Annotated in this window: 26 protein-coding genes and 1 riboswitch; of the genes, 14 read left to right on the top strand and 12 right to left on the bottom strand. The window is 63.7% G+C overall.

Annotated features, from left to right (window positions below; translation table 11 throughout):
- Positions 1 to 5 precede the first annotated feature (5 nt).
- The 5 genes from G6N73_RS01205 to G6N73_RS01185 form a co-directional block, all read right to left on the bottom strand.
- On the bottom strand, positions 6 to 1,136 hold the full coding sequence (locus G6N73_RS01205; RefSeq protein ID WP_165022081.1) for a patatin-like phospholipase family protein: 1,131 nt from the start codon (positions 1,134 to 1,136) through the stop codon (positions 6 to 8).
- Positions 1,137 to 1,340: 204 nt separating this feature from the next.
- Positions 1,341 to 2,123, bottom strand: coding sequence for a 3-hydroxybutyrate dehydrogenase (locus G6N73_RS01200; RefSeq protein WP_165022078.1), 783 nt, complete (start codon positions 2,121 to 2,123; stop codon positions 1,341 to 1,343).
- 70 nt (positions 2,124 to 2,193) lie between these two features.
- A complete protein-coding gene (locus G6N73_RS01195) occupies positions 2,194 to 3,204 on the bottom strand; it encodes a FecCD family ABC transporter permease (RefSeq protein ID WP_165022076.1) in 1,011 nt (336 codons plus the stop codon).
- 8 nt (positions 3,205 to 3,212) lie between these two features.
- Positions 3,213 to 4,157: an ABC transporter substrate-binding protein gene (locus G6N73_RS01190; RefSeq protein ID WP_165022073.1), complete on the bottom strand. Its 945-nt coding sequence runs from the start codon at positions 4,155 to 4,157 to the stop codon at positions 3,213 to 3,215.
- A 19-nt stretch (positions 4,158 to 4,176) separates the two neighbouring features.
- A complete protein-coding gene (locus G6N73_RS01185; protein ID WP_165022070.1) occupies positions 4,177 to 4,965 on the bottom strand; it encodes an ABC transporter ATP-binding protein in 789 nt (262 codons plus the stop codon).
- 174 nt (positions 4,966 to 5,139) lie between these two features.
- Positions 5,140 to 5,352, bottom strand: a riboswitch (cobalamin riboswitch).
- Between the two features lie 206 nt (positions 5,353 to 5,558).
- Between G6N73_RS01185 and G6N73_RS01180 the strand changes: the two genes are divergently transcribed.
- From G6N73_RS01180 to G6N73_RS01145, 8 genes are all read left to right on the top strand, one after another.
- Positions 5,559 to 5,900 carry an ArsR/SmtB family transcription factor gene (locus tag G6N73_RS01180; protein ID WP_165022067.1) on the top strand — a complete coding sequence of 114 codons (342 nt, stop codon included), beginning with the start codon at positions 5,559 to 5,561 and terminating at the stop codon, positions 5,898 to 5,900.
- Positions 5,897 to 6,823 (top strand): SRPBCC family protein, encoded by a 927-nt coding sequence (locus G6N73_RS01175; RefSeq protein ID WP_165022064.1) that lies wholly within the window; start codon positions 5,897 to 5,899, stop codon positions 6,821 to 6,823. Before G6N73_RS01180 ends, G6N73_RS01175 begins: the two co-directional genes overlap by 4 nt.
- A gap of 36 nt (positions 6,824 to 6,859) precedes the next feature.
- Positions 6,860 to 7,015 (top strand): dihydrofolate reductase family protein, encoded by a 156-nt coding sequence (locus G6N73_RS01170; RefSeq protein WP_165022061.1) that lies wholly within the window; start codon positions 6,860 to 6,862, stop codon positions 7,013 to 7,015.
- Between the two features lie 41 nt (positions 7,016 to 7,056).
- A complete protein-coding gene (locus tag G6N73_RS01165; protein WP_165022057.1) occupies positions 7,057 to 7,605 on the top strand; it encodes a dihydrofolate reductase family protein in 549 nt (182 codons plus the stop codon).
- Between the two features lie 99 nt (positions 7,606 to 7,704).
- Positions 7,705 to 8,745 (top strand): zinc-dependent alcohol dehydrogenase family protein, encoded by a 1,041-nt coding sequence (locus tag G6N73_RS01160; protein WP_165022054.1) that lies wholly within the window; start codon positions 7,705 to 7,707, stop codon positions 8,743 to 8,745.
- Positions 8,746 to 8,821: 76 nt separating this feature from the next.
- On the top strand, positions 8,822 to 9,772 hold the full coding sequence (locus G6N73_RS01155) for a bifunctional helix-turn-helix transcriptional regulator/GNAT family N-acetyltransferase (RefSeq protein ID WP_165022051.1): 951 nt from the start codon (positions 8,822 to 8,824) through the stop codon (positions 9,770 to 9,772).
- 82 nt (positions 9,773 to 9,854) lie between these two features.
- Positions 9,855 to 11,108, top strand: coding sequence for a flavodoxin-dependent (E)-4-hydroxy-3-methylbut-2-enyl-diphosphate synthase (ispG, locus tag G6N73_RS01150; protein ID WP_165022048.1), 1,254 nt, complete (start codon positions 9,855 to 9,857; stop codon positions 11,106 to 11,108).
- A gap of 3 nt (positions 11,109 to 11,111) precedes the next feature.
- A complete protein-coding gene (locus G6N73_RS01145; protein ID WP_165022045.1) occupies positions 11,112 to 11,975 on the top strand; it encodes a lytic transglycosylase domain-containing protein in 864 nt (287 codons plus the stop codon).
- A 30-nt stretch (positions 11,976 to 12,005) separates the two neighbouring features.
- On the opposite strand, the gene G6N73_RS01140 is transcribed toward G6N73_RS01145, so the two are convergent.
- Both G6N73_RS01140 and G6N73_RS01135 read right to left on the bottom strand, forming a co-directional pair.
- Positions 12,006 to 14,342 (bottom strand): response regulator, encoded by a 2,337-nt coding sequence (locus G6N73_RS01140; RefSeq protein WP_165022042.1) that lies wholly within the window; start codon positions 14,340 to 14,342, stop codon positions 12,006 to 12,008.
- A 136-nt stretch (positions 14,343 to 14,478) separates the two neighbouring features.
- Positions 14,479 to 15,408, bottom strand: a complete 930-nt coding sequence (locus G6N73_RS01135) for a polyprenyl synthetase family protein (RefSeq protein WP_165022038.1) — start codon at positions 15,406 to 15,408, stop codon at positions 14,479 to 14,481.
- Positions 15,409 to 15,537: 129 nt separating this feature from the next.
- Here G6N73_RS01135 and G6N73_RS01130 point away from each other — a divergent pair, with 129 nt between their 5' ends.
- The 4 genes from G6N73_RS01130 to G6N73_RS01115 all read left to right on the top strand — a co-directional run bounded on the left by G6N73_RS01130 (position 15,538) and on the right by G6N73_RS01115 (position 18,485).
- The gene (locus tag G6N73_RS01130) at positions 15,538 to 16,287 is read left to right on the top strand and encodes a biosynthetic peptidoglycan transglycosylase (protein ID WP_425484029.1); all 750 of its coding nucleotides are present in this window, start codon (positions 15,538 to 15,540) and stop codon (positions 16,285 to 16,287) included.
- Between the two features lie 188 nt (positions 16,288 to 16,475).
- The gene (gene rpmF / locus G6N73_RS01125) at positions 16,476 to 16,658 is read left to right on the top strand and encodes a 50S ribosomal protein L32 (RefSeq protein WP_008834724.1); all 183 of its coding nucleotides are present in this window, start codon (positions 16,476 to 16,478) and stop codon (positions 16,656 to 16,658) included.
- 185 nt (positions 16,659 to 16,843) lie between these two features.
- Positions 16,844 to 17,251, top strand: a complete 408-nt coding sequence (locus G6N73_RS01120) for a hypothetical protein (protein ID WP_165022035.1) — start codon at positions 16,844 to 16,846, stop codon at positions 17,249 to 17,251.
- 763 nt (positions 17,252 to 18,014) lie between these two features.
- Positions 18,015 to 18,485, top strand: coding sequence for a VOC family protein (locus tag G6N73_RS01115; protein WP_165022032.1), 471 nt, complete (start codon positions 18,015 to 18,017; stop codon positions 18,483 to 18,485).
- A gap of 128 nt (positions 18,486 to 18,613) precedes the next feature.
- Here G6N73_RS01115 and phaR read toward each other — a convergent pair whose 3' ends face one another.
- The gene (phaR, locus tag G6N73_RS01110) at positions 18,614 to 19,213 is read right to left on the bottom strand and encodes a polyhydroxyalkanoate synthesis repressor PhaR (protein WP_165022030.1); all 600 of its coding nucleotides are present in this window, start codon (positions 19,211 to 19,213) and stop codon (positions 18,614 to 18,616) included.
- A 267-nt stretch (positions 19,214 to 19,480) separates the two neighbouring features.
- On the opposite strand from phaR, the gene G6N73_RS01105 reads away from it, so the two are divergent.
- Together G6N73_RS01105 and phbB are read left to right on the top strand one after the other, a co-directional pair.
- Positions 19,481 to 20,668, top strand: coding sequence for an acetyl-CoA C-acetyltransferase (locus tag G6N73_RS01105; RefSeq protein ID WP_165022027.1), 1,188 nt, complete (start codon positions 19,481 to 19,483; stop codon positions 20,666 to 20,668).
- Between the two features lie 105 nt (positions 20,669 to 20,773).
- Positions 20,774 to 21,496, top strand: a complete 723-nt coding sequence (gene phbB / locus G6N73_RS01100) for an acetoacetyl-CoA reductase (RefSeq protein WP_165022024.1) — start codon at positions 20,774 to 20,776, stop codon at positions 21,494 to 21,496.
- Between the two features lie 65 nt (positions 21,497 to 21,561).
- On the opposite strand, the gene aqpZ is transcribed toward phbB, so the two are convergent.
- The 4 genes from aqpZ to alr form a co-directional block, all read right to left on the bottom strand.
- Positions 21,562 to 22,302: an aquaporin Z gene (gene aqpZ, locus G6N73_RS01095; RefSeq protein WP_281352814.1), complete on the bottom strand. Its 741-nt coding sequence runs from the start codon at positions 22,300 to 22,302 to the stop codon at positions 21,562 to 21,564.
- A gap of 80 nt (positions 22,303 to 22,382) precedes the next feature.
- On the bottom strand, positions 22,383 to 22,967 hold the full coding sequence (locus G6N73_RS01090; RefSeq protein ID WP_343044523.1) for a transglutaminase-like cysteine peptidase: 585 nt from the start codon (positions 22,965 to 22,967) through the stop codon (positions 22,383 to 22,385).
- A gap of 228 nt (positions 22,968 to 23,195) precedes the next feature.
- Complete coding sequence (locus tag G6N73_RS01085) at positions 23,196 to 24,449, bottom strand: D-amino acid dehydrogenase (protein WP_165022018.1); 1,254 nt, start codon at positions 24,447 to 24,449, stop codon at positions 23,196 to 23,198.
- 45 nt (positions 24,450 to 24,494) lie between these two features.
- Positions 24,495 to 25,610, bottom strand: coding sequence for an alanine racemase (alr, locus tag G6N73_RS01080; RefSeq protein ID WP_165022015.1), 1,116 nt, complete (start codon positions 25,608 to 25,610; stop codon positions 24,495 to 24,497).
- Positions 25,611 to 25,735 lie beyond the last annotated feature (125 nt).

The raw sequence follows: 25,735 nt of genomic DNA, 5'->3' as shown, positions 1-25,735 counted from the left end.
ATTCGCTAAGCCCTGCGCCGTGCCGCTGCGGGCTTCTTGTGCGTCGCCATGAATTCCTGCACCCGCTTGCCGAGACCCTTGCTGCGCATAGGACGGTACTCCTCGTCGAGATCGCCGGAAAGGTCGAGCGTCGGCCGTTCGCCCACGGCATCGTAGTTCTCCTCGAGCCAGTCGCTGGCGGCGGTGCGGCCGAGATCGCGCAGATATTCGAGGAACGCCCATTCGGCATTGACCTTCGAAGAGGCCGACAGATCCTTGAACGCCTCGTCCGCGTCGATGCGATGCATGCGGATGTCGCGGAACTCGCCATGCGGCAGCCGTCCGGCCGCGATCAGGTCCTTGATGAAGGCAATGGCGCGGAATTCCCTCAGCAGCCCGGCATTGAAGGTGATCTCGTCGATGCGGTTCTGTATTTCGTTGGCGGATTTCGGCGTCCCCTCGCGGATCACCGGGTTGATCTGCACCAGAAGCACATCCTCGGTCTCCGTCGCCTTGAAGAACGGATAGATCGCCGGATTTCCGCCGTAGCCGCCGTCCCAATAGGGTTTTCCGTCGATCTCGACCGCCTGGAAAAGCTGTGGCAGGCAGGCCGAGGCCATGATCACGTCGATGTCGATCTCGTCCGGGTTGAAGACGCGAAGCTGGCCGGTTTCGACATTCGTCGCCGAGATGAACAGCTTCATCGCCTTGCAGGCGCGGACATTGTCGAAGTCGATCTCGTCGCGGACCGCATCGCGCAGCGGATTGAGGTTGAGCGGGTTGGCGACATAGGGCGAAAGCATGCGCGACACCGCATCGTACCAGATATAGCCCGGCGTGTTCTCCACCGACCAGTTGCCCCAGGCGACATCCCAGGGCGTGCGCTGCACCGGGCTGAAGCGGCCCTTTTGCGCCACGGCGCGCCAGAAATCGTAAAGCTTCTGCCGCGCGCCATCGGCGCCGCCGCGCACCCAGCCGTCGGCGAGCGCCACCGCGTTCATCGCGCCGGCGCTGGTGCCGGATATGGCGGCGAATTCCAGCCGCCCGTCCTCGATCAGCCGGTCGAGCACGCCCCAGGAAAACGCGCCGTGCGAGCCGCCGCCCTGCAACGCGATGTTGATCGGTTTTTTATCCGAGGCATGGCCGTTGGTGGTCATGAATGCATCCTTCTGCGTTGCGGAAGTGGTTGCAGCGGTGGCGAAAGCGCCCTTCTCCCCGTGAACGGGGAGAAGATGCCGGCAGGCAGATGAGGGGCGGCGCAAACTTTCGGCAGTTGACGCTGCCCCTCATCCGGCCTCCCGAGTTTATCGGAGGGGCGGGCCACCTTCTCCCCGTGGAAGGGGAGAAGGGAATGCCCCATCTCACTCCGCCGTCCAGCCGCCATCGACCGAGATGTGCGTGCCGTTGATCTGGGCGGCGGCCGGCGAGCACAGGAACGAAACCGCGGCCGCGATCTCCTCGACGGTCACGAATTCCTTGGTCGGCTGCCGGTCAAGCATGACCTCGCGGATGACCGTCTCGCGGTCCATGCCGTGCGCCTTCATCTGGTCCGGAATCTGCGCCTCGACCAGCGGCGTCAGCACATAGCCGGGGCAGATCGCATTGCAGGTTATCTTGTCGCGCGCCAGCTCCAGGGCGACCGTCTTGGTCAGGCCCATAATGCCGTGCTTGGCCGATACATAGGCCGATTTGAACGGCGAGGCGATCAGCCCGTGCGCCGAGGCGATGTTGACGATGCGCCCGCCGCCGGCCTTTTTCATCAGGGGCACAGCGGCTGCGATGGTGTGGAAGGCCGAAGTGAGGTTGATCGCGATGATCGCATCCCATTTCTCGACCGGGAATTCTTCCACCGGCGCGACATGCTGGATGCCGGCGTTGTTGACGAGGATGTCGACCGAGCCGAATTTCTCCGCCGCCCGCTCCACCAGCGCCCGGCATTCGAAGGCATTCGACATGTCGGCCTTGATGTAGACGGCCTCGCCCGGATGCTCCTTGGCGATCGCCTCGGCGATCGCGTGGTCCTGCGGCGTATCCGAAAAGGAGTTGACGACGACGTTGCAGCCTTCGGCTGCAAGCGCATGGGCTATTGCCAGGCCGATGCCCGAGGTCGAGCCGGTGACGATGGCAGTCCTTCTGACGGTCATGATGCTTCTCCGTGATATTGCGCCGCAATATACATATTGCATTGCAGCAGAATTGCGAAGCGGAGGCCGGTCAGCTTCCGCGTCGCAGCAGCATGGCCACCACGAAGAGTGCGCCGATCGAGCTGGTGACGATGCCTATCGGCAATTCCTGCGGCGGCAGCATGGTCCTGGCCAGAACGTCGCTGGCCAGGATCAGCGCCGCGCCGAACACGGCGGAGGCGACCGCCAGCCGGACGTGGAGCGGACCGGCGGCGCGCCTTGCCAGATGCGGGATCATCAGGCCGACGAAGCCGATGACGCCGGCAACCGACACCAGGACCGCCGTCGAGAATGCCGAGGCGATGAAGACGAGGGCGCGAAACCGCGCCACGTCGACGCCAAGGCTTTCGGCTGTGCTTTCGCCGGCCAGCAGCGCGTCGAGCTTGCGGTTGTTGTAGAGGGCGAAGGCCAGGATGGTTAGGCTGCCGGCTGCCGCAAGAAAGATGTTGTCCCAGCGGGCGAGCCCGAGGCCGCCCATCGTCCAGAACAGGACCGAGTGCGCGGCGCGCTGGTCGCCCGCGAAAACCATGTAGTTGGTAAGGGCGATGAAAAGGAAAGATACGGCGAGGCCGGCGAGGATCAGCCGCTCCGGCCCCTGGCCGCGAACGCGGCTGACGAGCAGGAGAACGACGCCCGCGGCAAGTATTCCGCCCGTGAAGGCGGCCGCCGGCAAGGTCCAGACTCCGAACCGGTCACCGAAAATGGTGATGACCGAGACAGCGCCGGCGGCCGCCCCGGAGGACAAGCCGAACAGGAAAGGGTCAGCGAGGTCGTTGCGGGTCACGGTTTGCAGCAGAGCCCCGACGATGCCGAGGCCGGAGCCGACGGATATTGCGAGCAGCGTCCGCGGCAAGCGGAGGTCGACGACGATCCTGCCGACCGGGCCGGAGACGTCTCCCCCCTCGAAACCGAGTGCGCCGGCCAGCGCGGCGATCACCTCCGAAACCGGGATGACGGTCGAGCCATAGGCGATCGAAAGCAGCGCCAGCGCGGCGATGGCAGCCGCCCCGGCCGCCATGCTCAGGTGGTATCTGGCGCTCATCGCCCGACTCAAAACGCTTCCGGGTGCATTGCCTTGGCGATCTTGCGGATGCCCTCGATATTGGCCGGTCCGGGTGTCAGTTCGGCGTAGCGCAGCGCGACGAACCGCTCGTTCCTGACCGCATCGGTCTCCTTCATCGCCGGGTGCGCCTTCAGGAAATCGAGCAGCTTCCGGTATCCGGCGTCATCCTGGTAATCCAGCAGGATGAGGAACTCGGGATTGCGCGTCGCCACCGTCTCCCAATCGGTCGTGCCCCAGCTGGTTTCCAGATCCGCCATGATGTTCCTGCCGCCGGCCGCCTCGATCATCGCCGTCGGAATCGCGAATTTGCCGGCCGTGAACGGCTTGTCTTCGCCCGAATCGTAGAGGAATACCCGGGTTTCACCCGCGGGCGCCTTGTCCTTGATCGTTTCCAGCTCGTTTTTCCATTTGGCGATCAGCGCTTCGGCCTCGTGCTCCTTGCCGAAGATCTTTCCCAGCTTCTCCATGTCGCCGAAAAGAAGGTCGAGCGAGGCGGCGGGCCGGTCCTTCTGGAGATGGACGCAGCTTTCTGTCAGCACCAGCGTCTTGATGCCGTAGGGGGCGAGCGTGTCCGGGGTCACGTCGCCACCCGGCTTCATGCCGTAATACCAGCCGGCGAAGAAGAAATCCGGCTGAACCGCCACGAGGTTCTCGATGGTCGGATATTTTGGCGCCAGTTCCGGAATGGAGCCCTGCTGCGCGGCAAATTCCGGGCCGACCTTGTACCAGCCGGTAATCCCGGTCAGGCCGACGATCGAGGGCTGCAGGCCCAGTGCGAACGCCATTTCAGTCATGTTGAGGTCCTGGATGACGGCGCGCTTGGGCGCGCTTTCGAAGGTCAGAGGTGTTCCGCAATTGTCGACGGTCACCGGGAATGCCCATGCCGGGGCGGCGAAAAGCGCAAATGCGAGCGAAATGGAATAACGCCTCATGTCGGGTTCCTTTGTGCGGTTATGGGAAAGGATGGATTTTTGGCACGTCGAACACCGTCAGTTCGCGATCCTCGGCCGGGTGGCGCAAACGGAAGACGTCGATCGAGAAAACCTGCCGGACGACGGATTGCGTCAGCGTCTCGCGGGGCGTGCCGTGCGCGTGAAGCCTGGCCTCGTTCATGACAGCGACCCTGGTGGCGAAGGAGGCGACCAGGGGCAGATCGTGCAGCACCGCGACGACCGTGATCGACAGGCGGGATACGAGATCGAGCAGTTCGGCGCGCGCCCTGGGATCGAGGTGGTTGGTCGGCTCGTCGAGGAAGAGGATCTTCGGCTCCTGCGCGATGGCGCGGGCCAGTTGCGCACGCTGCCTCTCTCCACCGGAAAGCGAGCCGATAGGGCGATCCTTGAAATGGTCGATCGAGATGCGGTCGAGCGCATTGCGCACGATCTCGGCTTCGTTGCGTCTATTTCGGCTGGGGGAATGCGGGATACGTCCGAGCGACACGTAGTCGACGACCGACAAACGCGGATCGGGCTGGTCGATCTGGCCGACGATCGCGATGCTGCGCGCCCGTTCGACACTGGAAAGGTCGCTCAGACGGCGGTCGCCGAGAAGCACCTCGCCGCTGGCCGGGCGGAGCGCGCCTGCAAGCATGCGCAAAAGCGTGGTCTTGCCCGCGCCGTTCGGTCCGGTGATTGCCAGCCTCTCGCCGGCGGCTATTCGCAGATCGACATTGTCGACGAGCAGTCGCCCGGACTGCGATCGAAAGCTGAGCGCGCGTGCGGTTAACAAAGGCGCGGTCATGGCCGCTGCCCGATTCCGGAGGCGGACTGCCGGAAAACCGCAACGAAATCGCACTGCTTGGCTGAATTGTTCTTCTGCAACCGCTCATTTCCTTCCGATAGATCACGGAAGGAAGCTGATCGTGCCGACCGAAGACCGCTGCACGTCATTTCCTCCCGGCACACCCCGTCCGGTTCGAGTACTCACGCGATGGCAGGTCTCCTGGCTCGCGGGTCTCCGCATTGCTCTGCCTTCCCGATCGTCTGATCAGTGGCGTTGTCGAGCGTTGCTCACCGCTTACAGTTGCGGGGGCAGCCACGGCATTGGCTCGAACGAAAGAGCCGCACCGTGTTCCCTTTTCACCCCTTGCGCTCGCGCGTTCGGGGAACCATCGCCGGCAACGCTACCGGGTGTCGCGAACAGGCACAAGACGGCTGCGCGACTTGAGCCGTCGTTTTCCAGGGCCTGCGCTCGCATCGCTGCGAGCAACTTCTCAGCGGACTCGGCAACGGAAGCCGCCTGCTCCAAGAACTCGGCGCGTTGGGCGGAAAAAAACTTAGCTACTTGACGAAGTTTTCGCTTGCGTCACCGGCAGATGGGCGATAGTTAGCGACATGGCTAAGCATGATCCTGATCTCTCGCTGCTCTTCCACGCGCTCGCCGACCCGACCCGCCGGTCGATCCTGACCCGGCTCGCCGAAACACCTGCGCGGGTAACGGATCTGGCCGGCCCCACGGGACTGCGGCTGCCCACGGTGATGCGGCACCTTTCCGTGCTGGAGGAGGCAGGGTTGATCACCACGTCCAAGGACGGGCGGATACGCACCTGCGCCATCGTACCCGAGGCTCTGGATCCGGTGCGGACATGGCTCGATGAACAGCGGGCCATCTGGGAGGCTCGGCTCGACCGGTTCGATGCATTTGTGATGAATATGATGAAGGACAGCGAAGAATGACACAGAACCTCGCTACAACCAGTGCGACCCGTGCGGTGCCTGATAATAGGAAGGGCCGCTTTGCGACGCTCACCTTCGAACGGGACATTGCCGCCCCATCGGCGGTGCTGTGGGAGGCATGGACGGCCCCGGCCGCGCGGGCGATCTGGGCTGCGCCATCGCCCTCGGTCACCGTGGAGTTCTTGGAGGCCGACACCAGGGTGGGTGGACGCGAGGTCTCGCTCTGCAAGGTAGAGGGCCATCCGGACATCCGCTGCGAGTGCGGCTGGCTGGCGTTGCAGCCGGCGCTGTGCAGCGTGAACTACGAGGTGATCTCATCCGAAGGCGTGACGCAATCGGTCGCGCTGGTGACGGCGGATATCTCGGGAACGCACGAGCGCAGCCGGCTGGTCGTGACGGTGCAGCTTTCATCGCTGGCGCAGGACATGGAGGCGGGCTACCGGGAAGGCTTCGGCGCCGGGCTGGATAACCTCGCAGGCGCGGCTGAACGGACCATGGTGCTGCAGCGGGTGATTCAGGCGCCGCGATCCATCGTGTGGGGCGCGTGGATGAACTCTGAAACGCTGCCGCAATGGTGGGGGCCGGAAGGCTTCTCCTGTCGAACGAAGAGGATCGACTTGCGAGCGGGCGGCGAATGGGTATTCGACATGATCGCGCCTGACGGCACGGTCTTCCCGAACCACCATCTCTATAACGAGGTCCGGCCCGAGGAGAGGATCGGCTATACGCTGCATTGGGGCGAAAACGGGCCGAAACATGCCGACGCCTGGGCCTCGTTCGAGGATCAGGACGGGGCAACGAAGGTAACGCTGGGCATGGTATTCAGCACGGCTGCCGAGTTCCAGGAGGCGAAGGGCTTCGGTGCCGTGGAACTGGGACTGCAAACCCTGGGCAAACTGGAACGCTTCGTCGCATCCCGCTGAAATGCTGCGACTTCCCGTCGGTTCGAATTAGGGCTCGTGGACGAGGTCCTCATCCATGTCGCGCCAGTCTTCATCGGCGACGGCATCCGCCTCTTCAGTCAGAAGGGCCCGGAGCCGGTCAGGCTGGAGAAGAAGACCGAGGTCTCGGAAGCGGGGCAAATCACCAACATGCGCTTCCGCTTAGCGGGATAGGGCCGAGAATTCACAAAGGGATACACGACGAGGAGGGTTCTATGAGAAAACTGATCATATGGGACATGGTGACCGTCGACGGCATCTTCGAAGGTCCGGACAGGGACATCAGCTGGTTCGTCTTCGAAGAAGAACTCGAGAACTACATTCGAGAGACCCAGGAAAAGGCCGACACGCTGATCTTCGGCCGCGTGACCTACGAGCTCATGGCAGCCTATTGGCCGTCCGAGCAAGGCTGGATCGCGGACTTCATGAACAAGATCGAGAAGGTGGTCTTCTCGCGCACGCTGAAAAGCGCCGACTGGAACAACACGAAGCTCTTCAACGGCAATGTCGCGGAAGAAGTCTCCAAGCTGAAGACCAGGGACGGCGGAGACATCTTCGTGTTCGGCAGCGCCGACCTCACGGCGACCCTGATGGAGCACGGCCTGATCGACGAGTATCACCTCGGGATCAACCCCGTCATTCTCGGGAGAGGCACGCCGTTCTTCAAGGGCGGCCCGAACCGGATACCCCTGAAGCATCTGGAGACGAGGACGCTCAAGTCAGGTGTTGTCATCCTCCATTACGCGCCGGAGAGCAGACAATGACGATCGATCCGCTCTTTCCCGTCAACTTGGGACATTTGTGCCCCGGCGCTCCGGGCGATATACCGGCTATTGTCCAACGCGCCAGTCGGGAACAAGCACATGAAAGCCGTGGTCTTCGAGCAGTTCGGCACGCCGCCCGCCATCCGGAACGTCCCCGATCCCACGCCGACGCCGGACGGCGTGGTGGTAAAGGTCGAGGCGACCGGGCTTTGCCGCAGCGACTGGCATGGCTGGATGGGGCACGACCCCGACATCACGCTGCCGCATGTCCCCGGCCACGAGCTTGCCGGCACGGTCCAGGCGGTCGGCGCGCACGTAAAAAACTGGAAGATCGGCGACCGCGTCACCGTGCCGTTCGTGGCCGGCTGCGGCCATTGCTTCGAGTGCAATTCGGGCAACCACCAGGTTTGCGAGCGTCAGTTTCAGCCCGGCTTCAGCGCCTGGGGCTCTTTCGCCGAATATGTCGCGCTCGACTTCGCCGACACCAACCTCGTCCGCCTGCCGGAGGAGCTCGATTTCGCCACGGCGGCCGCGCTCGGCTGCCGCTTCGTTACCTCTTTCCGCGCCATAGTCGACCAGGGCCGGACCAAACCCGGCGAATGGGTCGCGGTGCATGGCTGCGGCGGCGTGGGCCTGTCCGCCATCATGATCGCCACCGCGATGGGCGCCAATGTCGTCGCAATCGACCTGACCGACGAGAAGCTCGATTTCGCCAGGCAAATGGGCGCGGTAGCCACTGTCAACGCCGCGAAAACCGAAAATGTCGTCCGCGCGGTCAAGCAGATCACAAAGGGCGGCGCGCATGTCTCCATCGACGCGCTCGGCCACCCCGTGACCTGCTACAACTCGATCTCCAATCTGCGCCGGCGCGGTCGCCACGTTCAGGTCGGACTGATGCTGGGCGACCACGCCAGGGCGCAGGTGCCGATGAGCAAGTTGATCGCGTTCGAACTGGAAATCCTCGGCAGCCACGGTATGCAGGCGTTCCGCTACGGCGCGATGATGGACATGATCGCGACCGGCAAGCTTTCGCCGCAAAAACTTGTCGGCCACAAGATCAGCCTCGCCGAAGTGCCGGAAGCGCTGATGGCCATGGACAGGTTCGAAGGCCTCGGCATCAGCGTCGTCACAAGTTTTTGAACCGCCTACGCCACCGCGCAATTACTTGACTCAGTCAACTGTTTGCGTGACATTGATCGGAGCAGCGGAGGCTCCGATGACCGAAGTTTCGATCCCGACCAAAGAGCAGCCATCCAAAGAGCAGATCGCGGATGTGCGGGCGTTTACCCGGTTCTACACGCGTCAGATCGGCCTGCTGGAGGAGCGGCTGCACAAAAGCGCCTTTTCGCTGACCGAAGCGCGGGTGCTCTACGAACTCGCCCACCGCAACGGCCTGACGGCAACCGATCTCGGCCGCGACCTGGGGCTGGACGCCGGCTATCTCAGCCGCCTGCTGAAGAAATTCGAAAGCCGCGGGTTTGTGACCAGGGCGCCGGCGCCGACGGATGCGCGGCAGTCCGTGCTGTCGATAACGGACGCCGGCCGCAAGGCATTCGAGCCCCTTGACCGGGCGTCGCGGGAAGAAGTTGCGGGCCTGCTCGGCCGGCTTTCCGCCGAACATCGCGAGGCCGTTGTTGCGGCCATGCAAAGGGTGCAGCGTCTGCTCGGTCAAAATCGGGAACCGTCAACGCCTTACATCCTGCGGCCGCTACAGGTCGGCGATATCGGCTGGATCATCCACCGTCAGGGTGTCCTCTACGCCCGGGAATATGGCTGGAACGAAAGCTATGAGGCGCTGGCGGCCGAAATTCTCGCCGGCTTCGTCAAGTCGTTCGACCCGGAATACGAGAACGCCTGGATCGCGGAGCGTGAGGGCGAAGTGGTCGGATCGGTCTTTCTCATGCGCAAATCCGCCGAGGTGGCGAAATTGCGCCTGCTCTATGTCGAGCCTTCGGCGCGGGGTCTTGGCATCGGTCGCCGGCTGGTCGACGAGTGCATCGGATTCGCGCGCGCCAAAGGCTACAAGACCCTGACGCTCTGGACCAACGATGTGCTCGTCTCGGCGCGCCGCATCTATCAGGCGGCAGGCTTCCAATTGACCGGGGAAGAGCGCCACCATTCCTTCGGCAAGGACCTTGTCGGCCAGACCTGGGACCTCGCGCTCTGACCTGCAAAGCTACTTCGCCATTGACATAATGAGCGCCGTCCTCCACCTCATGGCGGAATTTTTCGCTTAAGAGGCCGGCCAAATGACCGGGTATTTTTCCGCCCCCTTTGCCCGCCGCAAATCGGTCGGCGTCGATGTCGGCGGCGTGATCGTCGGCGGCGGTGCGCCGGTCGTCGTCCAGTCGATGACCAATACCGATACAGCCGATGTCGACCAGACGGTTCGCCAGGTCGCGGCGCTGCACCGCGCCGGCTCCGAGATCGTGCGCATCACCGTCGACCGCGACGAGGCCGCCGCCGCGGTGCCGGGCATTCGCGAGCGGCTCGATCGGCTCGGCGTCAACGTGCCGCTGGTCGGCGATTTCCACTATATCGGGCACCGCCTGCTTGCCGATCACCCCGAATGCGCCGAGGCGCTGGCCAAGTACCGCATCAACCCGGGCAATGTCGGCTTCAAGGAAAAGAAGGACAAGCAGTTCGGCGCCATCGTCGAAATGGCGATCCGCTACAACAAGCCGGTGCGCATCGGCGTCAATTGGGGTTCGCTCGACGCCGACCTTCTGACCCGGCTGATGGACGAGAACCATAAGGAGGGCTCGCCGCTGACCGCGCAGGAGGTGACGCGAGAGGCGATCGTGCAGTCGGCGCTGCTTTCCGCACACGCGGCCGAGGAGATCGGGCTTTCTCGCGACAAGATCATCCTGTCGGCCAAGGTCAGCCAGGTGCAGGATCTGATCGCAGTCTACACCGAACTGGCGAAGCGCTCCGACCATGCGCTGCATCTCGGCCTTACCGAGGCCGGCATGGGCTCCAAGGGCATCGTCGCCTCTTCGGCGGCCATGGGCATATTGCTGCAGCAGGGCATCGGCGACACGATCCGCGTCTCGCTGACGCCCGAACCGAACGGCGACCGCACCCGCGAGGTGCAGGTGGCGCAGGAACTTCTGCAGACCATGGGCTTTCGCCAGTTCGTGCCGACAGTGGCGGCCTGCCCCGGCTGCGGCCGCACCACCTCGACCGTGTTCCAGGAACTGGCGCAGAACATCCAGGCGGATCTGCGCAAGAACATGCCTCTTTGGCGCGAGAAATATCCGGGCGTCGAGGAGTTGAAGGTCGCGGTGATGGGCTGCATCGTCAACGGGCCGGGAGAATCCAAACACGCCGACATCGGCATCTCCTTGCCCGGCACGGGCGAGATGCCGACCGCCCCGGTGTTCATCGATGGCAAGAAGGCCGCCACGCTGCGCGGCCCCGATATCGCCGAAGAATTCGAAAAGATGGTCGCTGACTATATCGAGCAGCGCTTCGGCCGCGGCGGCAAGGCCGCGGCGGAATAGAAGATGCGGGTCGCCCGGCGAAAGCTGTGCCTGGCCTACACGGCAGTTCTTGCGGCCGGCGCTCCGGCTGGGGCCGAGCCGTCATCGGCGCTCGGCCCACCGCCTGTTACGATCGACCGGGTCTGCGACCTGATCGAAACCCATGCCGAGCGTAACAACCTTCCCAAGGATTTTTTTGCGCGGCTGATCTGGAAGGAGAGCAGGTTCGACCCCAACGCGGTCAGCCCGGCCGGCGCCGAAGGCATCGCGCAGTTCATGCCGGGCACGGCTGCGCTGCGCGGGCTCGACGACAGCTTCGACATCGAGAAGGCGATACCGGCCTCCGCACGATACCTCGGCGAGTTGAAATCGGGCTTCGGAAATCTCGGGCTCGCGGCGGCCGCCTACAATGCCGGCGAGAACCGCGTCTCGCGCTGGCTAAACTCCGGAGGATTCCTGCCGATCGAGACCGAAGACTACGTTTTCGACATCATGGGCGACTTTGTGTACAAATTTTCCGAGACCGGCTACGTCGGAAACGTTCAACCCATTGATCCGAAAAAATCTTTTCGCGATGCATGCAGGCGTCTGCCGGTGATTCAATCCACAGTCACCGCCATGGCGACGGTCAACATCAAGCCCTGGGGCGTCCAGGTGGCGGGAAATTTCCGCCGCGCAGCCGCGATAAAGCAGTGGCAGCGCCTGAAAGGGCGGTTTTCCGCGCTGCTCGCCGACTACGAGCCGGTCGTTAGCCGCGTGCGCACGCCGATCGGCCGCCGCGGCATCTATGCCGTGAGGATCGGCGTCGACAACCGCGCCAATGCCGACATCATCTGCCAGCAACTGCGCGGCGCCGGCGGATCATGTATCGTGGTGAGGAACCGGTAGAGCCGGCGGCCTCTTCGCAAGCCATTGAAACTAAGCCGTTTTCGCCAGCGCGGTCTCGCTGAGCCACGAGCCGATCTTGGCGCCGAGGCGGTCGGGCGAGACCGGCTTCGGGATGTAGTCGTCCATGCCGGCTTCCAGGCACTTCTCGCGGTCGCCCTTCAGCGCATGCGCGGTGACGCCGATGATCGGGATGTGCGCGCCGGTGGATTTCTCGAACTCCCGGATGGCGCAAGCGGCCTCGTAGCCGTTCATTTCCGGCATCGAGACGTCCATAAGGATCAGCTTCGGCTGCAGCGAACGGTGCATCTCGACGGCGGTGCGGCCATTGGCGGCGATGCGGTAGGAGAGGCCGAGGCCGGAGAGGATCTGCCCGAACACCATCTGGTTCACCTCATTGTCCTCGGCGACCAGAATGTCGAGCGGCGCATTGCCCGATAGGGCGGCATCGCGTTCGGAACTGGCGGCCGGCCCGCCACGCAGCGCTGTGAAGGCCGACGCGACGGCGTTCTGCAACTGCTGTACGGGCTCGCGGACGAAATGCGCCTTGCCGACATTGGTGCGGGCGCGCTGGATCACCGCAATCACCGTGCCGAGAAGCATGGCCGAGCGGGCGGGCTTGGTGAGATGCGCGGCGATACCGTATTCGACGACCAGCCGGCCGAAATCGATATGGTCGACCGAGGTCAAGAGCACCACGGGAATGCTGGAAAGCCGAACGTCGGAGCTTATCGCCTTGGCGACGTCCGCGCCGCTCATGCCGGGCATCTGGTAGTCGAGGATGATGCAGTCGATCGCCGCTCCGAGCTGACTGGCGCGGTCGAGGAAGGCGAGGCCCACGGCGCCGCTTTCAGCAGCCGCGCAGTCGAAACCCCAGCTTCTCAACTGCTCGAGCAGAATCTCTCGGTTGACCGGATTGTCGTCGATAACCAGAACGCGCGCGCCGGTGACGTCGACCGGAACGATCTCGTTCTTCGTGCCTGCCGCATGCGCCGGCAGCGGCACGGCGAACCAGAACACCGAGCCGCGGCCGACCTCGCTCTCGATGCCGATCGTGCCGCCCATCAGGTCGACCAGCCGCGCGGCGATCGCCAGCCCGAGCCCGGTGCCTTCATGGCGGCGGGTCGACGAACCGTCGACCTGCGCGAATTTCTCGAACACGGTCTGGAGCTTGTCGGCCGGTATGCCGATGCCGGTATCCTCGACGCGAACCTTGAGCTGGACCGTCTCGTCGACCACCTCGCCGGAGACGTCGATCAGGACGTGGCCTTTTTCGGTGAACTTCACCGCATTGCCGACCATGTTGGTGACGATCTGGCGGAAGCGGCCGACGTCACCCACAAGGTCGCTGGGCAGGCGCGGATCGACACGGACGATCAGTTCGAGGTTCTTCTCGGCGACGCGGGCCGACATCAGCGTGGCCACATCCTCGACCGCCTCGGCCAGCCGGAACGGTGCCGGATCGAGCGTCAGTTGGCCGGCGTTGATCTTCGAGAAATCGAGAATGTCGTTGATGATGGTGATCAGCGCATTGCCGGATTTGACGATGACCTCGGTGAATGTCTTCTGGCGCGGCGTGAGTTCGGTCTTGGCCAACAGTTCGGCCATGCCGAGCACGCCGTTCATCGGCGTACGGATCTCGTGGCTCATATTGGCCAGGAATTCGGATTTGGCGCGGTCGGCCGCCTCGGCCTTGAACAGCGATTCCGAGGATTGGGCGAAAGCTCGGCGGATAGCCTTTTCCATCGGACGGAATATCCAGATGGCGACGCTCGCGAGCACAGCCAGCAATGCGGTGCTCGCCCAAAGCAGCAGCCTGTTGCCGCGCGCCTCGACCAGCTCGTGTTCGGCGTCCAGCGCTGTCCCTGCCCGGATCAGCGACGGCTGGGCAAAAAACTTGTTCTGGTTGTCGATTTCGCGATTGGCGGCCTCATTCGGGGCCTGGGCCGTGGCCAGCACATCCAGATTGCGAACCATATCGCGGGCCGACCAGAACAGGTCGCCATTAACGGAGGCGGAATCGAGTTCGTCCGCGGTCTTCTTGGACAAGCGCGACCTGACGTTTGAAACGGCCGCGGTGAGCGTCTCGATGCTGGAATTGAGGCGCTCAGCATGGCCGCGAGCGGCCGATTTGAGCGCGTCGCGCGTCTCGGCGCGCCATGCCGTGGTGGTCGTCTCGGCGAAGTTGGTGGCGTTGCGCAGATCGCGTGCGAGCGAGACCATCTGCTCGTTGATCTCGTCTATATCGTGCCGGAAGGCGTTGACGCCGTTCAGCGCATACATGATCGCGCCGGAGGTCAGCGCGAAGGCAAGCAGCCCGGAAAGATACCGGATCCGGATCGACCGGATAAACGATGAATAGTCAGGCAACGCACTCTCCGGACACATACGCAAAATTTTACAGATCCGGATTACGCCTCATTACCATTAAAGAAACGTTCAAGCGCAAGGCTTTGGGCTACTATTTCCCGTGCAGCCGAAAGTAATGGCGCGATGGAAAGGCCGGTCAGTTGCGCCGGTCGGCTATGAAGCTTGCGGCCGACTTCAGAACCGCGGCACGCTCGCCATAGGGTTCCAGTATCGCATGGGCCTGTTCGATCAGGCCGGAAAGCTGGCTGCGTGCCCATTCCACACCGTGTAGCGCCGCCAGCGTCGCCTTGCCCGCCGCCTGGTCCTTGCCCGTCGCCTTGCCCATGGTCTCGGCATTGGCGGTGAGGTCGAGGAGATCGTCGGCAAGCTGGAAGGCCAGTCCGATGGCCGAGCCGAATTCGGCCAGGCGTTCGCGATCGGGCGCCGGCGCGCCGCCGACGATCGCGCCGGCCTCGCAGGCAAAGCGGATCAATGCGCCGGTCTTCATCGCCTGCAGCGTGATGATGCCGGTCTCGTCCGGCGGCGTGCGCTCCGCCTGCAGGTCGAGCGCCTGTCCTCCGACCATGCCGCCGGCGCCTGCGGCGCGCGCAAGGCCAAGGACAAGGTCGAGCCGCGTCTGCGCCGAAAGCGGTTCGGCCGCTGTGTCATCGGCCAGTATGTCGAAGGCCAGCGTCAGCAGGCCGTCGCCCGCGAGGATGGCGGTCGCCTCGTCGAAGGCCCTGTGGACGGTCGGCTGGCCGCGGCGCAGATCGTCATCGTCCATCGCCGGGAGATCGTCATGGATCAGCGAGTAGCAATGCACGCATTCCAGCGCCGCGGCGGCCCGCAGCGCGGCATCGCTGTCGGATTCGGGATCGAAGAGGGCAGCGCTTTCCAGCATCAGGAAAGGACGCAGCCGCTTGCCGCCATTGAGCACGCCGTGCCGCATCGCCGCCATCAGGCCGGCCGGCCGCGCGATCTCGCCGCTGCGGGCGCGGTCGTCGAGCAGCCGCCGCAACAGCGCCTCGACCGCTTCGGCGCGCGCTTCGAGAATGGCCTCGAACGGCAAATCGGCTGAAATCGTCATGATTCGACCGTTTACGGCAATCGTGCACCCGGTCAAGCGTCCGCAATCGCGCCTGTTGCCGGCTCGGACATTGCGCGGGAGGCCAAGCACCATTATGCCGGGTGCAAGAGAGAGGCAGAGGCAGGCGGCTTGGACGAACCGATAGTCGATCCCGAGACCGAGAGGCTGGCGATGGCGCCGAAGCGGAGACGAAGATCGCGCGCCACGACAGGCCTGTGGGTTCGCCGCGCCGTGACGGGCGCGATCGTGCTCGCGCTTCTGCCGGTGGTCCTGACATTCGTTTATCTCCTGCCCTTCGTGCATCCGGTCTCGACGCTGATGCTCAAGGATCTGGCGACGTTTTCGGGCTACGACCGGCGCTGGGTACCGCTTGAAGACATCACGCCCGTGCTCGCCCATTCCGTCATCATGTCGGAGGACGGACAGTTTTGCGGGCATCACGGCATCGACCTCGGCGAATTGAAGGTGGTGCTCGACGATGCGCTGGCCGGCGAGGCCACGCGCGGCGCTTCCACGATCCCGATGCAGACGGTGAAGAACCTCTATCTGTGGAACGGCCGCTCGGTAGTGCGAAAGGCGCTCGAACTGCCGCTGGCGGTCTATTTCGACATCGTGATGCCCAAGTGGCGGATCATGGAAATCTACCTGAACATCGCGGAATGGGCGCCGAACGTCTACGGTATAGAGGCCGCCGCGCAGCACCATTTCGGCGTTTCGGCCAGCGAGCTGACGCCGCGCCAGGCAGCCCTGCTGGCGGTGACGCTGCCCAATCCGGCCGCCCGCGACCCGGCCAGGCCAGGCCCCGGCCTGAAGCGGCTCGCCAGCACGATCCAGCGGCGGGCGGCGAAGTCCGGCGGCTATGTGCGTTGCCTCGAATAGGCCTTACCCGGGAGCGCCGCTGACGGATCGGCGGGCATAGCGCCGCATCATCCAAAAAATTTCGCGGCGGGCTGGTCAATCGCGGCTTTGCCGTGTATAGGCTCGCCGACTTTCTCAGATTCCGGTCCGGATCGCACGGCTCTTCAACGAGAGCATGCCGGGCCTTTACCGATAGATGGAGCAATTCCATGGCTGTGCCAAAACGAAAAACTTCGCCGTCCAAGCGCGGCATGCGCCGTTCGGCCGATGCGCTGAAGGCCCCGACCTATGTCGAGGACAAGAATTCCGGCGAGATGCGCCGCCCGCATCACATCGACTTGAAGACCGGCATGTATCGCGGCCGCCAGGTGCTGACGCCGAAGGAAAGCTGAGCGCTACTGCGTTTAACGCCTAATGAACGAGGACCGGCCAAGCGCCGGTCCTTTTCATTTGCGGCGGCGCCGATTGCTTGACGCGGCAAAATCCCGTCTTCAATAGGCCGTCATCCAGTGTCGTGCGCATGATCTGATCCGAAAAGTCTGCAACTTTTCGGGATCGTGCGAGATGGGAGATTCCAATGCTTTCGAGCATTCCGCTGCTGATCGTGCCGTTCATCCTCTACAATATGGGCCTCGCCGGCTTCTTCGGTGATGGTCCGGAAGGCGATCCCTGGGCGACGGAGATATTCTCGTTCACCATGATGTCCGGCGGCGTGTTCTCGATGACGCTCGGGATTTCGCTGATCGTGGCCGCGCTCCTGCTGCTGTTCGTCGAGATCGTGAAATCGACGCGCACGTCGAACGCCTCGGTGGTCGACCATCTGCTTTCCACCTTCGTCTTCGTGGCTTTCCTGGTCGAGTTTCTGCTGGTCAAAGGCGCGGCCCATCCGGTGTTCTTCACATTGATGGTGATCACCCTGGTCGACGTGCTGGCGGGATTCTCGGTGTCTCTGCGCGCCTCCGGGCGCGACGTTCATCTGGGGTAGCGGCCGGCGGGATCGCCCTCCCCACGAAGGGAAAGCGCCGGCGCACTTTCTCATTGCCACACCCGCTCTCGCGTCTGGCCTCTGAAAGAGCCCTTCGACCCTTCGACACGCTCAGGATGAGGTCGAAGGAGTAGTCGGGAAGCGGGGCGCGAGGCCGAGCCTTCCTAAAGTAAAGTAACGTGGCGCGGTCCTCGCACCCCGCCGGCGCTTTGTCGTTTCCGTCCGTTCCGCTGTGCGGTTTGCCGGGACTGAAGCCAGTTGCCTCATCGGCAGTCGGCTTCACGGTGGCGGCGGCCGAAGCTGCTTACGGCCACCTAATCCCGGGCCGCCCTATGTGCTCGTCCAGCACTCCGGGACCGTAGTGCCCCGGCGGGAACCCTTGGACGGAACCTGCCCAGGCCTGCCGCTACGTTGGCGGCAGGACGGAGGCGCCGGTTACTCCCCACAGATCACCGTCGCGACCGGTGTTCCCGCGGGAGAAACTGCCGATAACTATGCGGGAAGCGCTAGGGGTGTGAACAAAAGTTTCTCCCATAATTTCACATGTCATTGATCTCTCAAGATAAATTTCTTCGCGCTGGCCAGAATGGAGGTGGATTTATCCACGCAGCCCAGCGGACTCCCTGCCGCGTGGCAAAGAAAATCGTCGCATTTGTCGGGAGGCCGCCTTGTCGTTCGTCCTTGAAACGAGAAGCGGCTGCGTCCGGGCTTTCCGCGCGTGCCCGTTTCGGCTGAACCCCGATCTCAAGGAAGGATCACCGCGATGAAGGTCACTCAACATCTCTGGTTCGAGAAGGACATGGAGGCGGCCATCGGCTTCTACACCTCCCTCATTCCCGGCTCGTCGGTCCAGTGGGTCTCGGCGGTGCCCGCTGACAACCCGAGCGGACCCGCGGGCAGCGTCAAGATCGCGGCCTTCACGCTCGGCGACCAGCGCTACATGGCGATCGAGGCGGGCCCGCTCGATCCGTTCAACCACAGCTTCTCGGTCATGGTCGAATGCGACAACCAGGCCGAGATCGACCGCCTGTGGGACGCGCTGAAGGAGGGCGGCTCGACAGAGCAATGCGGTTGGCTAAAGGACCGCTGGGGCCTTTCCTGGCAGATCATTCCCAAGCGGCTCGGCGAACTCATGAGCGATCCCGATCGTGGCAAGGCGAAACGGGTCTCCGAAGCGATGCACAAGATGGTGAAGTTCGACATCGCCGGCCTGGAAGCCGCGGCGAAAGGTTGAGCCGCCCATCGGCATGGCGATTCGCGTTCCGCGAACCGGCGGCCTGCCCGGCCCTCCGCTAGGGCTCCGGGCGTTCGTCATTCGAAAAGCCAAATCGTTGGCTTTTCGTCCGCTGCGCGGACCATTCCTCACCCCATGGAATCGATCTTGCGCTGCATGGCAGCGATCTGATCCTTCAGCTCCTGAAGATCGTCGGATTTCGGAGAAGTTTCCTTCTTCTCAGGCTCCGGCGGAGTTGAGGAGCCGGCCGGCGGGAAGGGCGTGAACAGGCGCATCGCGTTCTGGAACATTTCCATGTTGCGCCGCGTCTGCTCCTCCAGCGCTTTCAGCGGCGCCGGCATCTTCATCATGTCGATCGGCCCTTTGCCGAGCGCCGATTTCATCTGCTCGCGAAAGCGCTCCTGCTCCTTGGCGAACGCCGTCATGGACTGTTCGAGGAAGCTCGGCACGATCATCTGCATCTGGTCGCCGTAGAAGGCGATGAGCTGGCGCAGGAACGGGATCGGCAGCATGTTCTGGCCGTCCTTGTTCTCCAGTTCGAAGATGATCTGCGTCAGCACCGGATGGGTGATGTCGTCGCCGGTCTTGGCATCCTGGACGGTGAAATCCTCGCCCCTCTTGACCATCTCGGCCAGATCTTCCAGCGTCACATAGGTGCTGGTGCCCGTATTGTAGAGCCGTCGGTTGGCGTATTTTTTTATAACAACCGGATCGTCTTTTGCGGGCATCCACATTCCTCCCAGGAAGACCGGACCTTGCGTAAGCAGCCGGTAACGATTGCGCCGAAAACAGGATATGCGCAAAAGCGTCACAAATCCAAGCGCTTTGTGCAGTGCAAAAGTTCATGCTGCAGTCATGCTGCGGCGAACGGCGCAGCATGCGGCCTCTCCGCCGCCTGACGCAAGGCTGCCGGCCGGCAATTCGATTTGACTCAGCTTGTGGAAAGGGCAAGAAAAAGCCTGAACCCTGCTTCCCGTATCAGCCCGGAGACGAAAATGTCCGCTTCCAACGCAATCGTAGTCGCCAGCGCCGCCCGCACGCCCGTCGGTTCGTTCAACGGCGCGTTCGCCAACACCACAGCGCACGAACTCGGCGCCGTCGTCATCAAGGAAGCGCTGGCGCGCGCCGGCGTCGATGGGCAGGAGGTCGACGAGGTCATCCTCGGCCAGGTGCTGACGGCCGGCGAAGGCCAGAACCCGGCCCGGCAGGCCGCCATCGGCGCCGGCCTGCCCAAGGAGACCACCGCCTGGGGCTTGAACCAGGTGTGCGGATCGGGCCTGCGCGCCATCGCGCTCGGCATGCAGCAGATCGCCACCGGCGACGCCAGGATCATCGTGGCCGGCGGCCAGGAATCGATGTCGATGTCGCCGCACTGCCAGCATATGCGCGCCGGCGTGAAGATGGGCGATTTCAAGCTGATCGACACGATGATCAAGGACGGGCTGTGGGACGCCTTCCACGGCTACCATATGGGCATCACCGCCGAGAACGTGGCGCGCCAGTGGCAGTTGAGCCGCGAGACCCAGGACGAGTTCGCGCTTGCCTCGCAGAACAAGGCGGAAGCCGCGCAGAAGGCCGGAAAGTTCAAGGACGAGATCGTTGCGGTGACGGTCAAGGGCCGCAAGGGCGACACGGTCGTCGACCAAGACGAATATATCCGTCATGGCGCGACGATCGAGGCCATGCAGAAGCTGCGCCCCGCTTTCGACAAGGAAGGTACGGTGACGGCGGCTAACGCGTCGGGGCTGAACGACGGTGCGGCGGCGGCCGTGCTGATGACGGAGGCCGAGGCTTCGCGGCGCGGGATTACGCCGCTGGTGCGCATCGTTTCCTGGGCGACCGCAGGCGTCGATCCGCAGATCATGGGCACCGGGCCGATTCCCGCCTCGCGCCGCGCGCTGGAAAAGGCTGGCTGGTCGGTCGGCGACCTCGACCTCGTAGAGGCCAACGAGGCGTTCGCCGCGCAGGCCTGTGCCGTCAACAAGGATATGGGCTGGGATCCGGAGATCGTGAACGTCAATGGCGGCGCCATCGCCATCGGCCATCCGATCGGGGCATCCGGCGCGCGCATCTTCAACACACTGGCCTTCGAGATGAAGCGCCGCGGCGCGAAGAAGGGCTTGGCGACGCTGTGCATCGGCGGCGGCATGGGCGTGGCGATGTGTTTTGAAGCGATGAATTAGGGGAGTAGGGGAGTAGGGCAGTAGGGCAGTAGGGTTATGACTGGCCCCTATTGCCTTACTCCCCTATTCCCTTGACTCCCCTGTTTAACAGGAGGAGGACCATCAATGACCAGAACCGCACTCGTCACGGGCGGATCGCGCGGCATAGGCGCGGCGATCTCGATCGCGTTGAAAAAGGCCGGCTACAACGTCGCCGCGAACTATGCCGGCAATGATGAGGCCGCCAGGAAATTCACCGACGAGACCGGGATCAAGACCTACAAATGGTCGGTGGCCGACTACGAATCCTGCGCCGCCGGCATCAAGGCGGTCGAGGACGATCTCGGGCCGGTGGAGGTTCTGGTCAACAATGCCGGCATCACCCGCGACGCGCCGTTTCACAAGATGACGCCGCAGCAGTGGCGCGAAGTCCTGGACACCAATCTTTCGGGCGTGTTCAACATGACGCACCCGCTGTGGAATGGCATGCGCGAACGCAAATTCGGCCGCGTCATCACCATCTCGTCGATCAATGGCCAGAAAGGCCAGTTCGCGCAGGCGAACTACTCGGCGGCGAAGGCGGGCGATCTCGGCTTCACCAAAGCGCTGGCGCAGGAAGGCGCCCGGGCGGGCATAACCGTAAACGCGATCTGCCCCGGCTACATCGCCACCGACATGGTGATGGCGGTGCCGGAAAAGGTTCGCGAATCTATCATCGCGCAGATCCCGGTCGGGCGGCTCGGCGAGGCGGATGAAATTGCGCGCTGTGTCGTGTTCCTTGCGTCGGACGACGCCGGCTTCATAACCGGCTCGACGATCACCGCCAATGGCGGGCAATATTTCACCTGATCGGCAACTTTAATGCGAAATGAAAACGGCGCCCGAGGGCGCCGTTTTCCTGTAATCCTGCCGGTTCAGGCTGGCGTTTGGGCGGCCGCATCGGGCCGCTTCTCGAACAGGGCCTTGTCGGCAAAGCCGGCGAGCGCTGCGCCGACGAGCGGCGCGACCCAGAACAGCCAGAGCTGCTGGATCGCCCAGCCGCCGACCAGCAAGGCCGGGCCGGTCGAGCGGGCCGGGTTCACCGAAGTGTTGGTGACCGGTATCGAGATCAGATGGATCAGCGTCAGCGTCAGGCCGATGGCGATCGGCGCGAAGCCGGCCGGCACGTCGCCGGAAGTGACGCGAAGAATGATCATCAGGAACATGAAGGTCAGCACGATCTCGGCCAGGAGCGCCGCAGCCATTGAGTAGCCGCCGGGCGAATGCTCGCCATAGCCGTTGGCAGCGAAGCCGCCCGCCAGCGAGAAATCCGCCTTGCCGCTGGCGATCAGGTAGAGGACCACCGCGCCGACGACCGCGCCGACGATCTGGGCGGCGACATAGGGCACGAGATCCTTTGCCGGGAAGCGGCCGGCGACGAGCAGGCCCACCGAGACGGCCGGATTGAAGTGGCCCCCGGAAATGCCGCCGACGGCGTAGATCATAGTCAGAACCGTCAGACCGAAAGCCAGCGAAACACCAAGCAGCCCGATGCCGACATCGGGGAACGCGGCGGCGAGAACGGCGCTGCCGCAACCGCCGAACACAAGCCAGAAAGTGCCGAGGAATTCGGCGAAGAGGCGTTTAAACATGGCGAATGCCCTCCAGGTACCCAAGGACCTGATGAGGCCACCAATTCGCGAAAATTACAATCGGAGCGCGAAAAAATTTCGGTGCGGAAAGTCCCGCCTGCTCCTCACGGCTTGCTGCCCGCCGACAGAACGGGCGCCGGGCCGGGAACGCCGATCGATACCCATGCGGCCGCATGTTCGGAGGACTGGCGCTTGATGAATTTGTAGCCCTTCGCAGCATCCCAGGGCCGAACCGCCGGATGAAGATTGTCGAGCACGAAATCTCCTTCCGTGGTTCGCAGCGTCAGGATGGCGTGGCCTTCGCCGTTTTGTCTCTTCACTACCGTCAAAAGTACGTTCGAAGGCGAAAGGCCCTGTTCCTCGATCAGAATGCGGCGCTTGAGCAGCGCAAAATCCTCGCAATCGCCGGCGCTCTTGGGAAAGGTCCACAGCTCTTCCTTGCCGAAGAGTTCCCGGTCCGTCTTCGGAGCGATCTCGGAGTTGATGCGCTCGTTGACCTGCCTGATGGCCGCCCACGCCGCTTCGCTAAGCGCCTCGGGACCGGACGGCTCCGCGATCCTGGCGCATTCGTCGCGCCATTTCTTGCAGAATTCAAAATGGCCGATCGGCGAACTGGTCGGGCCGCCGATGTCCATCGGGCGTGCAACGGCATCCGGCGCAAATGCCGTCAGAACCAAAATCGCAGCCACTATCCGGAACAGGATCGGATCCCCCTTGGATTATTTTGCTGAGCCAAGGGAAGCAAGGGGCGTGCCAACGTCGACGGCGCAGCCAGAATAATTCGTTAATGAATTCTCTACACGGCCAACGACGCGTGGCGCTGCCGTCTTTTTGACCGTATTTGCACCAACGCGTGCCTAAAATTTAGGCGCTCCAAGAAAGGAACACGCCGCGGCGGCGGAAGGCGATTGCCTTGCCTATCCGTAGCGGCTCAGGCCCAGAGCGCTCATGTCGATCTCCGGCTTCTTTCTCGAGATCAGGTCGGCGAGCACGCGGCCCGAACCGCAGGCCATCGTCCAGCCGAGCGTGCCGTGGCCGGTGTTGAGGTAAAGGTTCTTCGGCCCTGCCTGTCCGATAATGGGCGGGCCGTCCGGCGTCATCGGCCGGAGCCCGCACCAGAATTTCGCGTCCTTGAGCGCGCCGCCATTCGGAAACAGTTCGCCGACCGAATGTTCCAGCGTGTCGCGCCGCGCGTCATGGAGCCGGAGGTCGTAGCCTGAAATCTCGGCGGTGCCGCCTGCACGGATGCGGTCGCCGAGCCGGGTGATCGCGACCTTGTAGCTCTCGTCCATGACAGTCGAGACCGGAGCGCCGGCAGGATCGGTGATCGGCACGGTGATCGAATAGCCCTTCACAGGATAGACCGGAACGGAAAGGCCGAGCGGCTTGAGGATCAACGGCGAATAGCTGCCAAGCGCTACGACATAGGCCTCGGCGGTCAGCAAACCGGCGCTGGTCGCCACGCCGGTCACGGCTTTACCGGAGACCAAAATCTTGTCGATGGCCGTTCCGAAACGGAACTTTACGCCTCGCCCGGCGCACAGTGCAGCCAGCCGTTCGGTGAACATCTGGCAGTCGCCGGTCTCGTCGCCGGGCAAACGGAGGCCGCCCTCGATCTTGTTGCGAACCTTGGCGAGTGCTGGCTCGGCCGCGATGCAGCCTGCCGGGTCCAGGACTTCGAACGGTACGCCGAACTGTTTCAGCACCTCGATGTCGCCGCCGGTGCCGTCGACTTGCGCCTGGGTGCGGAACAACTGCAGCGTGCCGCGGCTGCGCTCGTCATAGGCGATGCCGGTCTCCTGGCGCAGAGCGCGCAGGCTGTCGCGGCTGTATTCGGCGATCGGCACCATGCGCGCCTTGTTGATGGCGTAGCGCGCGGAGGTGCAGTTGCGCAGCATCTTCAAGAGCCACGACCACATGGCCGGGTCAAATTTCGGCCGCACGACCAGCGGGCCGTGCCGCATCAGGAGCCATTTGATCGCCTTCAGCGGAATGCCCGGGCCGGCCCAGGGCGAGGAATAGCCCGGCGAAACCTCGCCGGCATTGGCGAAGCTCGTCTCGAGCGCCGGCCCGCTCTGGCGGTCGACGACCTCGACCTCGTGCCCTGCCTGCGCGAGATAATAAGCGGTGGTGACGCCGATCACCCCGCTGCCCAGAACCAGAACCTTCACTCGTCCAAACCCCTTTTCAAACTGCCTTGGCTACGGCAAAGCCGCTCACCCGCCTTCGTAGATGCGGTGAAAGCGACTGCCGAGGCCGGTCAGTATTTCGTAGCCGATCGTGCCGGCCTGCGCGGCGACCTCGTCCACCGTCTGATGCGCGCCGATCAATTCGACCGTATCGCCCGTGCCTAGGGTGCCAGGCGGCAGCGCCGATATGTCGAGAACGATGCTGTCCATCGATACACGGCCGGCGAAGGGCAAAGGCACGCCGTCATGAAAGGCGCGCGACGCCGCATGCCTTGGCCAGCCATCGGCATAGCCGAGCGAGATCGTGGCGACGCTCAAGCCGCCGGCGGCGCGATAGGAATGGCCGTAGCCGACGCCGGCGCCCGCCTCCAGCGTCCGCGTCTGGATCACCTTGGCAGCAAGGCTGACGACCTGCCGCATCGGGTTCGGCTTGCCGGGTGTCGGATTGACGCCGTAGAGCGCCGCGCCCGGCCGGGCGAGGTCGAAATGAAAACCGCCGCCGAGAAATATGCCGGAGGAATTGGCAAGCGATGCCGGCGCCGACGGCAGCTTCGCGCGCAACGCTTCGAAGTTGCGGAGCTGCAGGGCATTGGCCGGGCTGTCGGGTTCGTCGGCGCAGGCGAGATGGCTCATCACAAGCTTCAGATCTATCCCGTCCAGCGACGCCGGATCTGCGGTGATCGCATCGACTTCAGACGGCGCAAGACCGAGCCGCGACATGCCGCTGTCGATCTGGAGAGCGGCGGGCAACGGTTTGGCGAGACGGCGGGCGGCGGCGCGCCAGGCTTGCAGTTGCTCGGTGCTGTTGAGGACAGGGATCAGCCCGGCCGCTGCGCATTGCGTTTCAGCGCCGGGAGGGACGCCGTTTAGTACGTAGATTGCGACGTCCCGCCCGATCGAGCGCTCGAGTTCGATGCCCTCCGCGACATGGGCGACGAAGAACGTATCGCAGCCATCCTCCACCAAGGCTTTCGCAACCCGCGTAGCCCCCAGCCCATAGCCGTTCGCCTTGACCACGGCAGCGCATCGGCCGCGCGTCAGCCGGCTCCGGAGGATGCGGTAATTTTCCCGGATCGCACCGAGATCAATGGAGAGGATCGCGCCGGCCTGGTTCACGTCCTGCGGTCCGAATGAGTCTTGCACGTGGAGCGCCCGCTTCCTGCAGTTTTCGCAGCACCAATAATGCCCTCGCAGATTCAACGCAATATCTCGCGACAGAATTGCCTAGCAATGCAAAATTTCCCTGTTTGGAGCTAGTATTGCGACAG

Origin of the sequence: Allomesorhizobium camelthorni (assembly GCF_011045125.1) — a bacterium.
GTDB classification, from domain to species: Bacteria; Pseudomonadota; Alphaproteobacteria; order Rhizobiales; family Rhizobiaceae; genus Allomesorhizobium; species Allomesorhizobium camelthorni.
The sequence above is the reverse complement of the archived record's forward strand: the minus strand, read 5'-3'. Positions and strand labels throughout refer to the sequence as shown.

Excerpts from the sequence above, each read along its gene's own strand:
- G6N73_RS01205 (WP_165022081.1), bottom strand. The coding sequence starts at position 1,136 with ATGACCACCAACGGCCATGCCTCGGATAAAAAACCGATCAACATCGCG.
- G6N73_RS01200 (WP_165022078.1), bottom strand. The coding sequence starts at position 2,123 with ATGACCGTCAGAAGGACTGCCATCGTCACCGGCTCGACCTCGGGCATC.
- G6N73_RS01195 (WP_165022076.1), bottom strand. The coding sequence starts at position 3,204 with ATGAGCGCCAGATACCACCTGAGCATGGCGGCCGGGGCGGCTGCCATC.
- G6N73_RS01190 (WP_165022073.1), bottom strand. The coding sequence starts at position 4,157 with ATGAGGCGTTATTCCATTTCGCTCGCATTTGCGCTTTTCGCCGCCCCG.
- G6N73_RS01185 (WP_165022070.1), bottom strand. The coding sequence starts at position 4,965 with ATGACCGCGCCTTTGTTAACCGCACGCGCGCTCAGCTTTCGATCGCAG.
- G6N73_RS01180 (WP_165022067.1), top strand. The coding sequence starts at position 5,559 with ATGGCTAAGCATGATCCTGATCTCTCGCTGCTCTTCCACGCGCTCGCC.
- G6N73_RS01175 (WP_165022064.1), top strand. The coding sequence starts at position 5,897 with ATGACACAGAACCTCGCTACAACCAGTGCGACCCGTGCGGTGCCTGAT.
- G6N73_RS01165 (WP_165022057.1), top strand. The coding sequence starts at position 7,057 with ATGAGAAAACTGATCATATGGGACATGGTGACCGTCGACGGCATCTTC.
- G6N73_RS01160 (WP_165022054.1), top strand. The coding sequence starts at position 7,705 with ATGAAAGCCGTGGTCTTCGAGCAGTTCGGCACGCCGCCCGCCATCCGG.
- G6N73_RS01155 (WP_165022051.1), top strand. The coding sequence starts at position 8,822 with ATGACCGAAGTTTCGATCCCGACCAAAGAGCAGCCATCCAAAGAGCAG.
- ispG (WP_165022048.1), top strand. The coding sequence starts at position 9,855 with ATGACCGGGTATTTTTCCGCCCCCTTTGCCCGCCGCAAATCGGTCGGC.
- G6N73_RS01145 (WP_165022045.1), top strand. The coding sequence starts at position 11,112 with ATGCGGGTCGCCCGGCGAAAGCTGTGCCTGGCCTACACGGCAGTTCTT.
- G6N73_RS01135 (WP_165022038.1), bottom strand. The coding sequence starts at position 15,408 with ATGACGATTTCAGCCGATTTGCCGTTCGAGGCCATTCTCGAAGCGCGC.
- rpmF (WP_008834724.1), top strand. The coding sequence starts at position 16,476 with ATGGCTGTGCCAAAACGAAAAACTTCGCCGTCCAAGCGCGGCATGCGC.
- G6N73_RS01120 (WP_165022035.1), top strand. The coding sequence starts at position 16,844 with ATGCTTTCGAGCATTCCGCTGCTGATCGTGCCGTTCATCCTCTACAAT.
- G6N73_RS01115 (WP_165022032.1), top strand. The coding sequence starts at position 18,015 with ATGAAGGTCACTCAACATCTCTGGTTCGAGAAGGACATGGAGGCGGCC.
- phaR (WP_165022030.1), bottom strand. The coding sequence starts at position 19,213 with ATGCCCGCAAAAGACGATCCGGTTGTTATAAAAAAATACGCCAACCGA.
- G6N73_RS01105 (WP_165022027.1), top strand. The coding sequence starts at position 19,481 with ATGTCCGCTTCCAACGCAATCGTAGTCGCCAGCGCCGCCCGCACGCCC.
- phbB (WP_165022024.1), top strand. The coding sequence starts at position 20,774 with ATGACCAGAACCGCACTCGTCACGGGCGGATCGCGCGGCATAGGCGCG.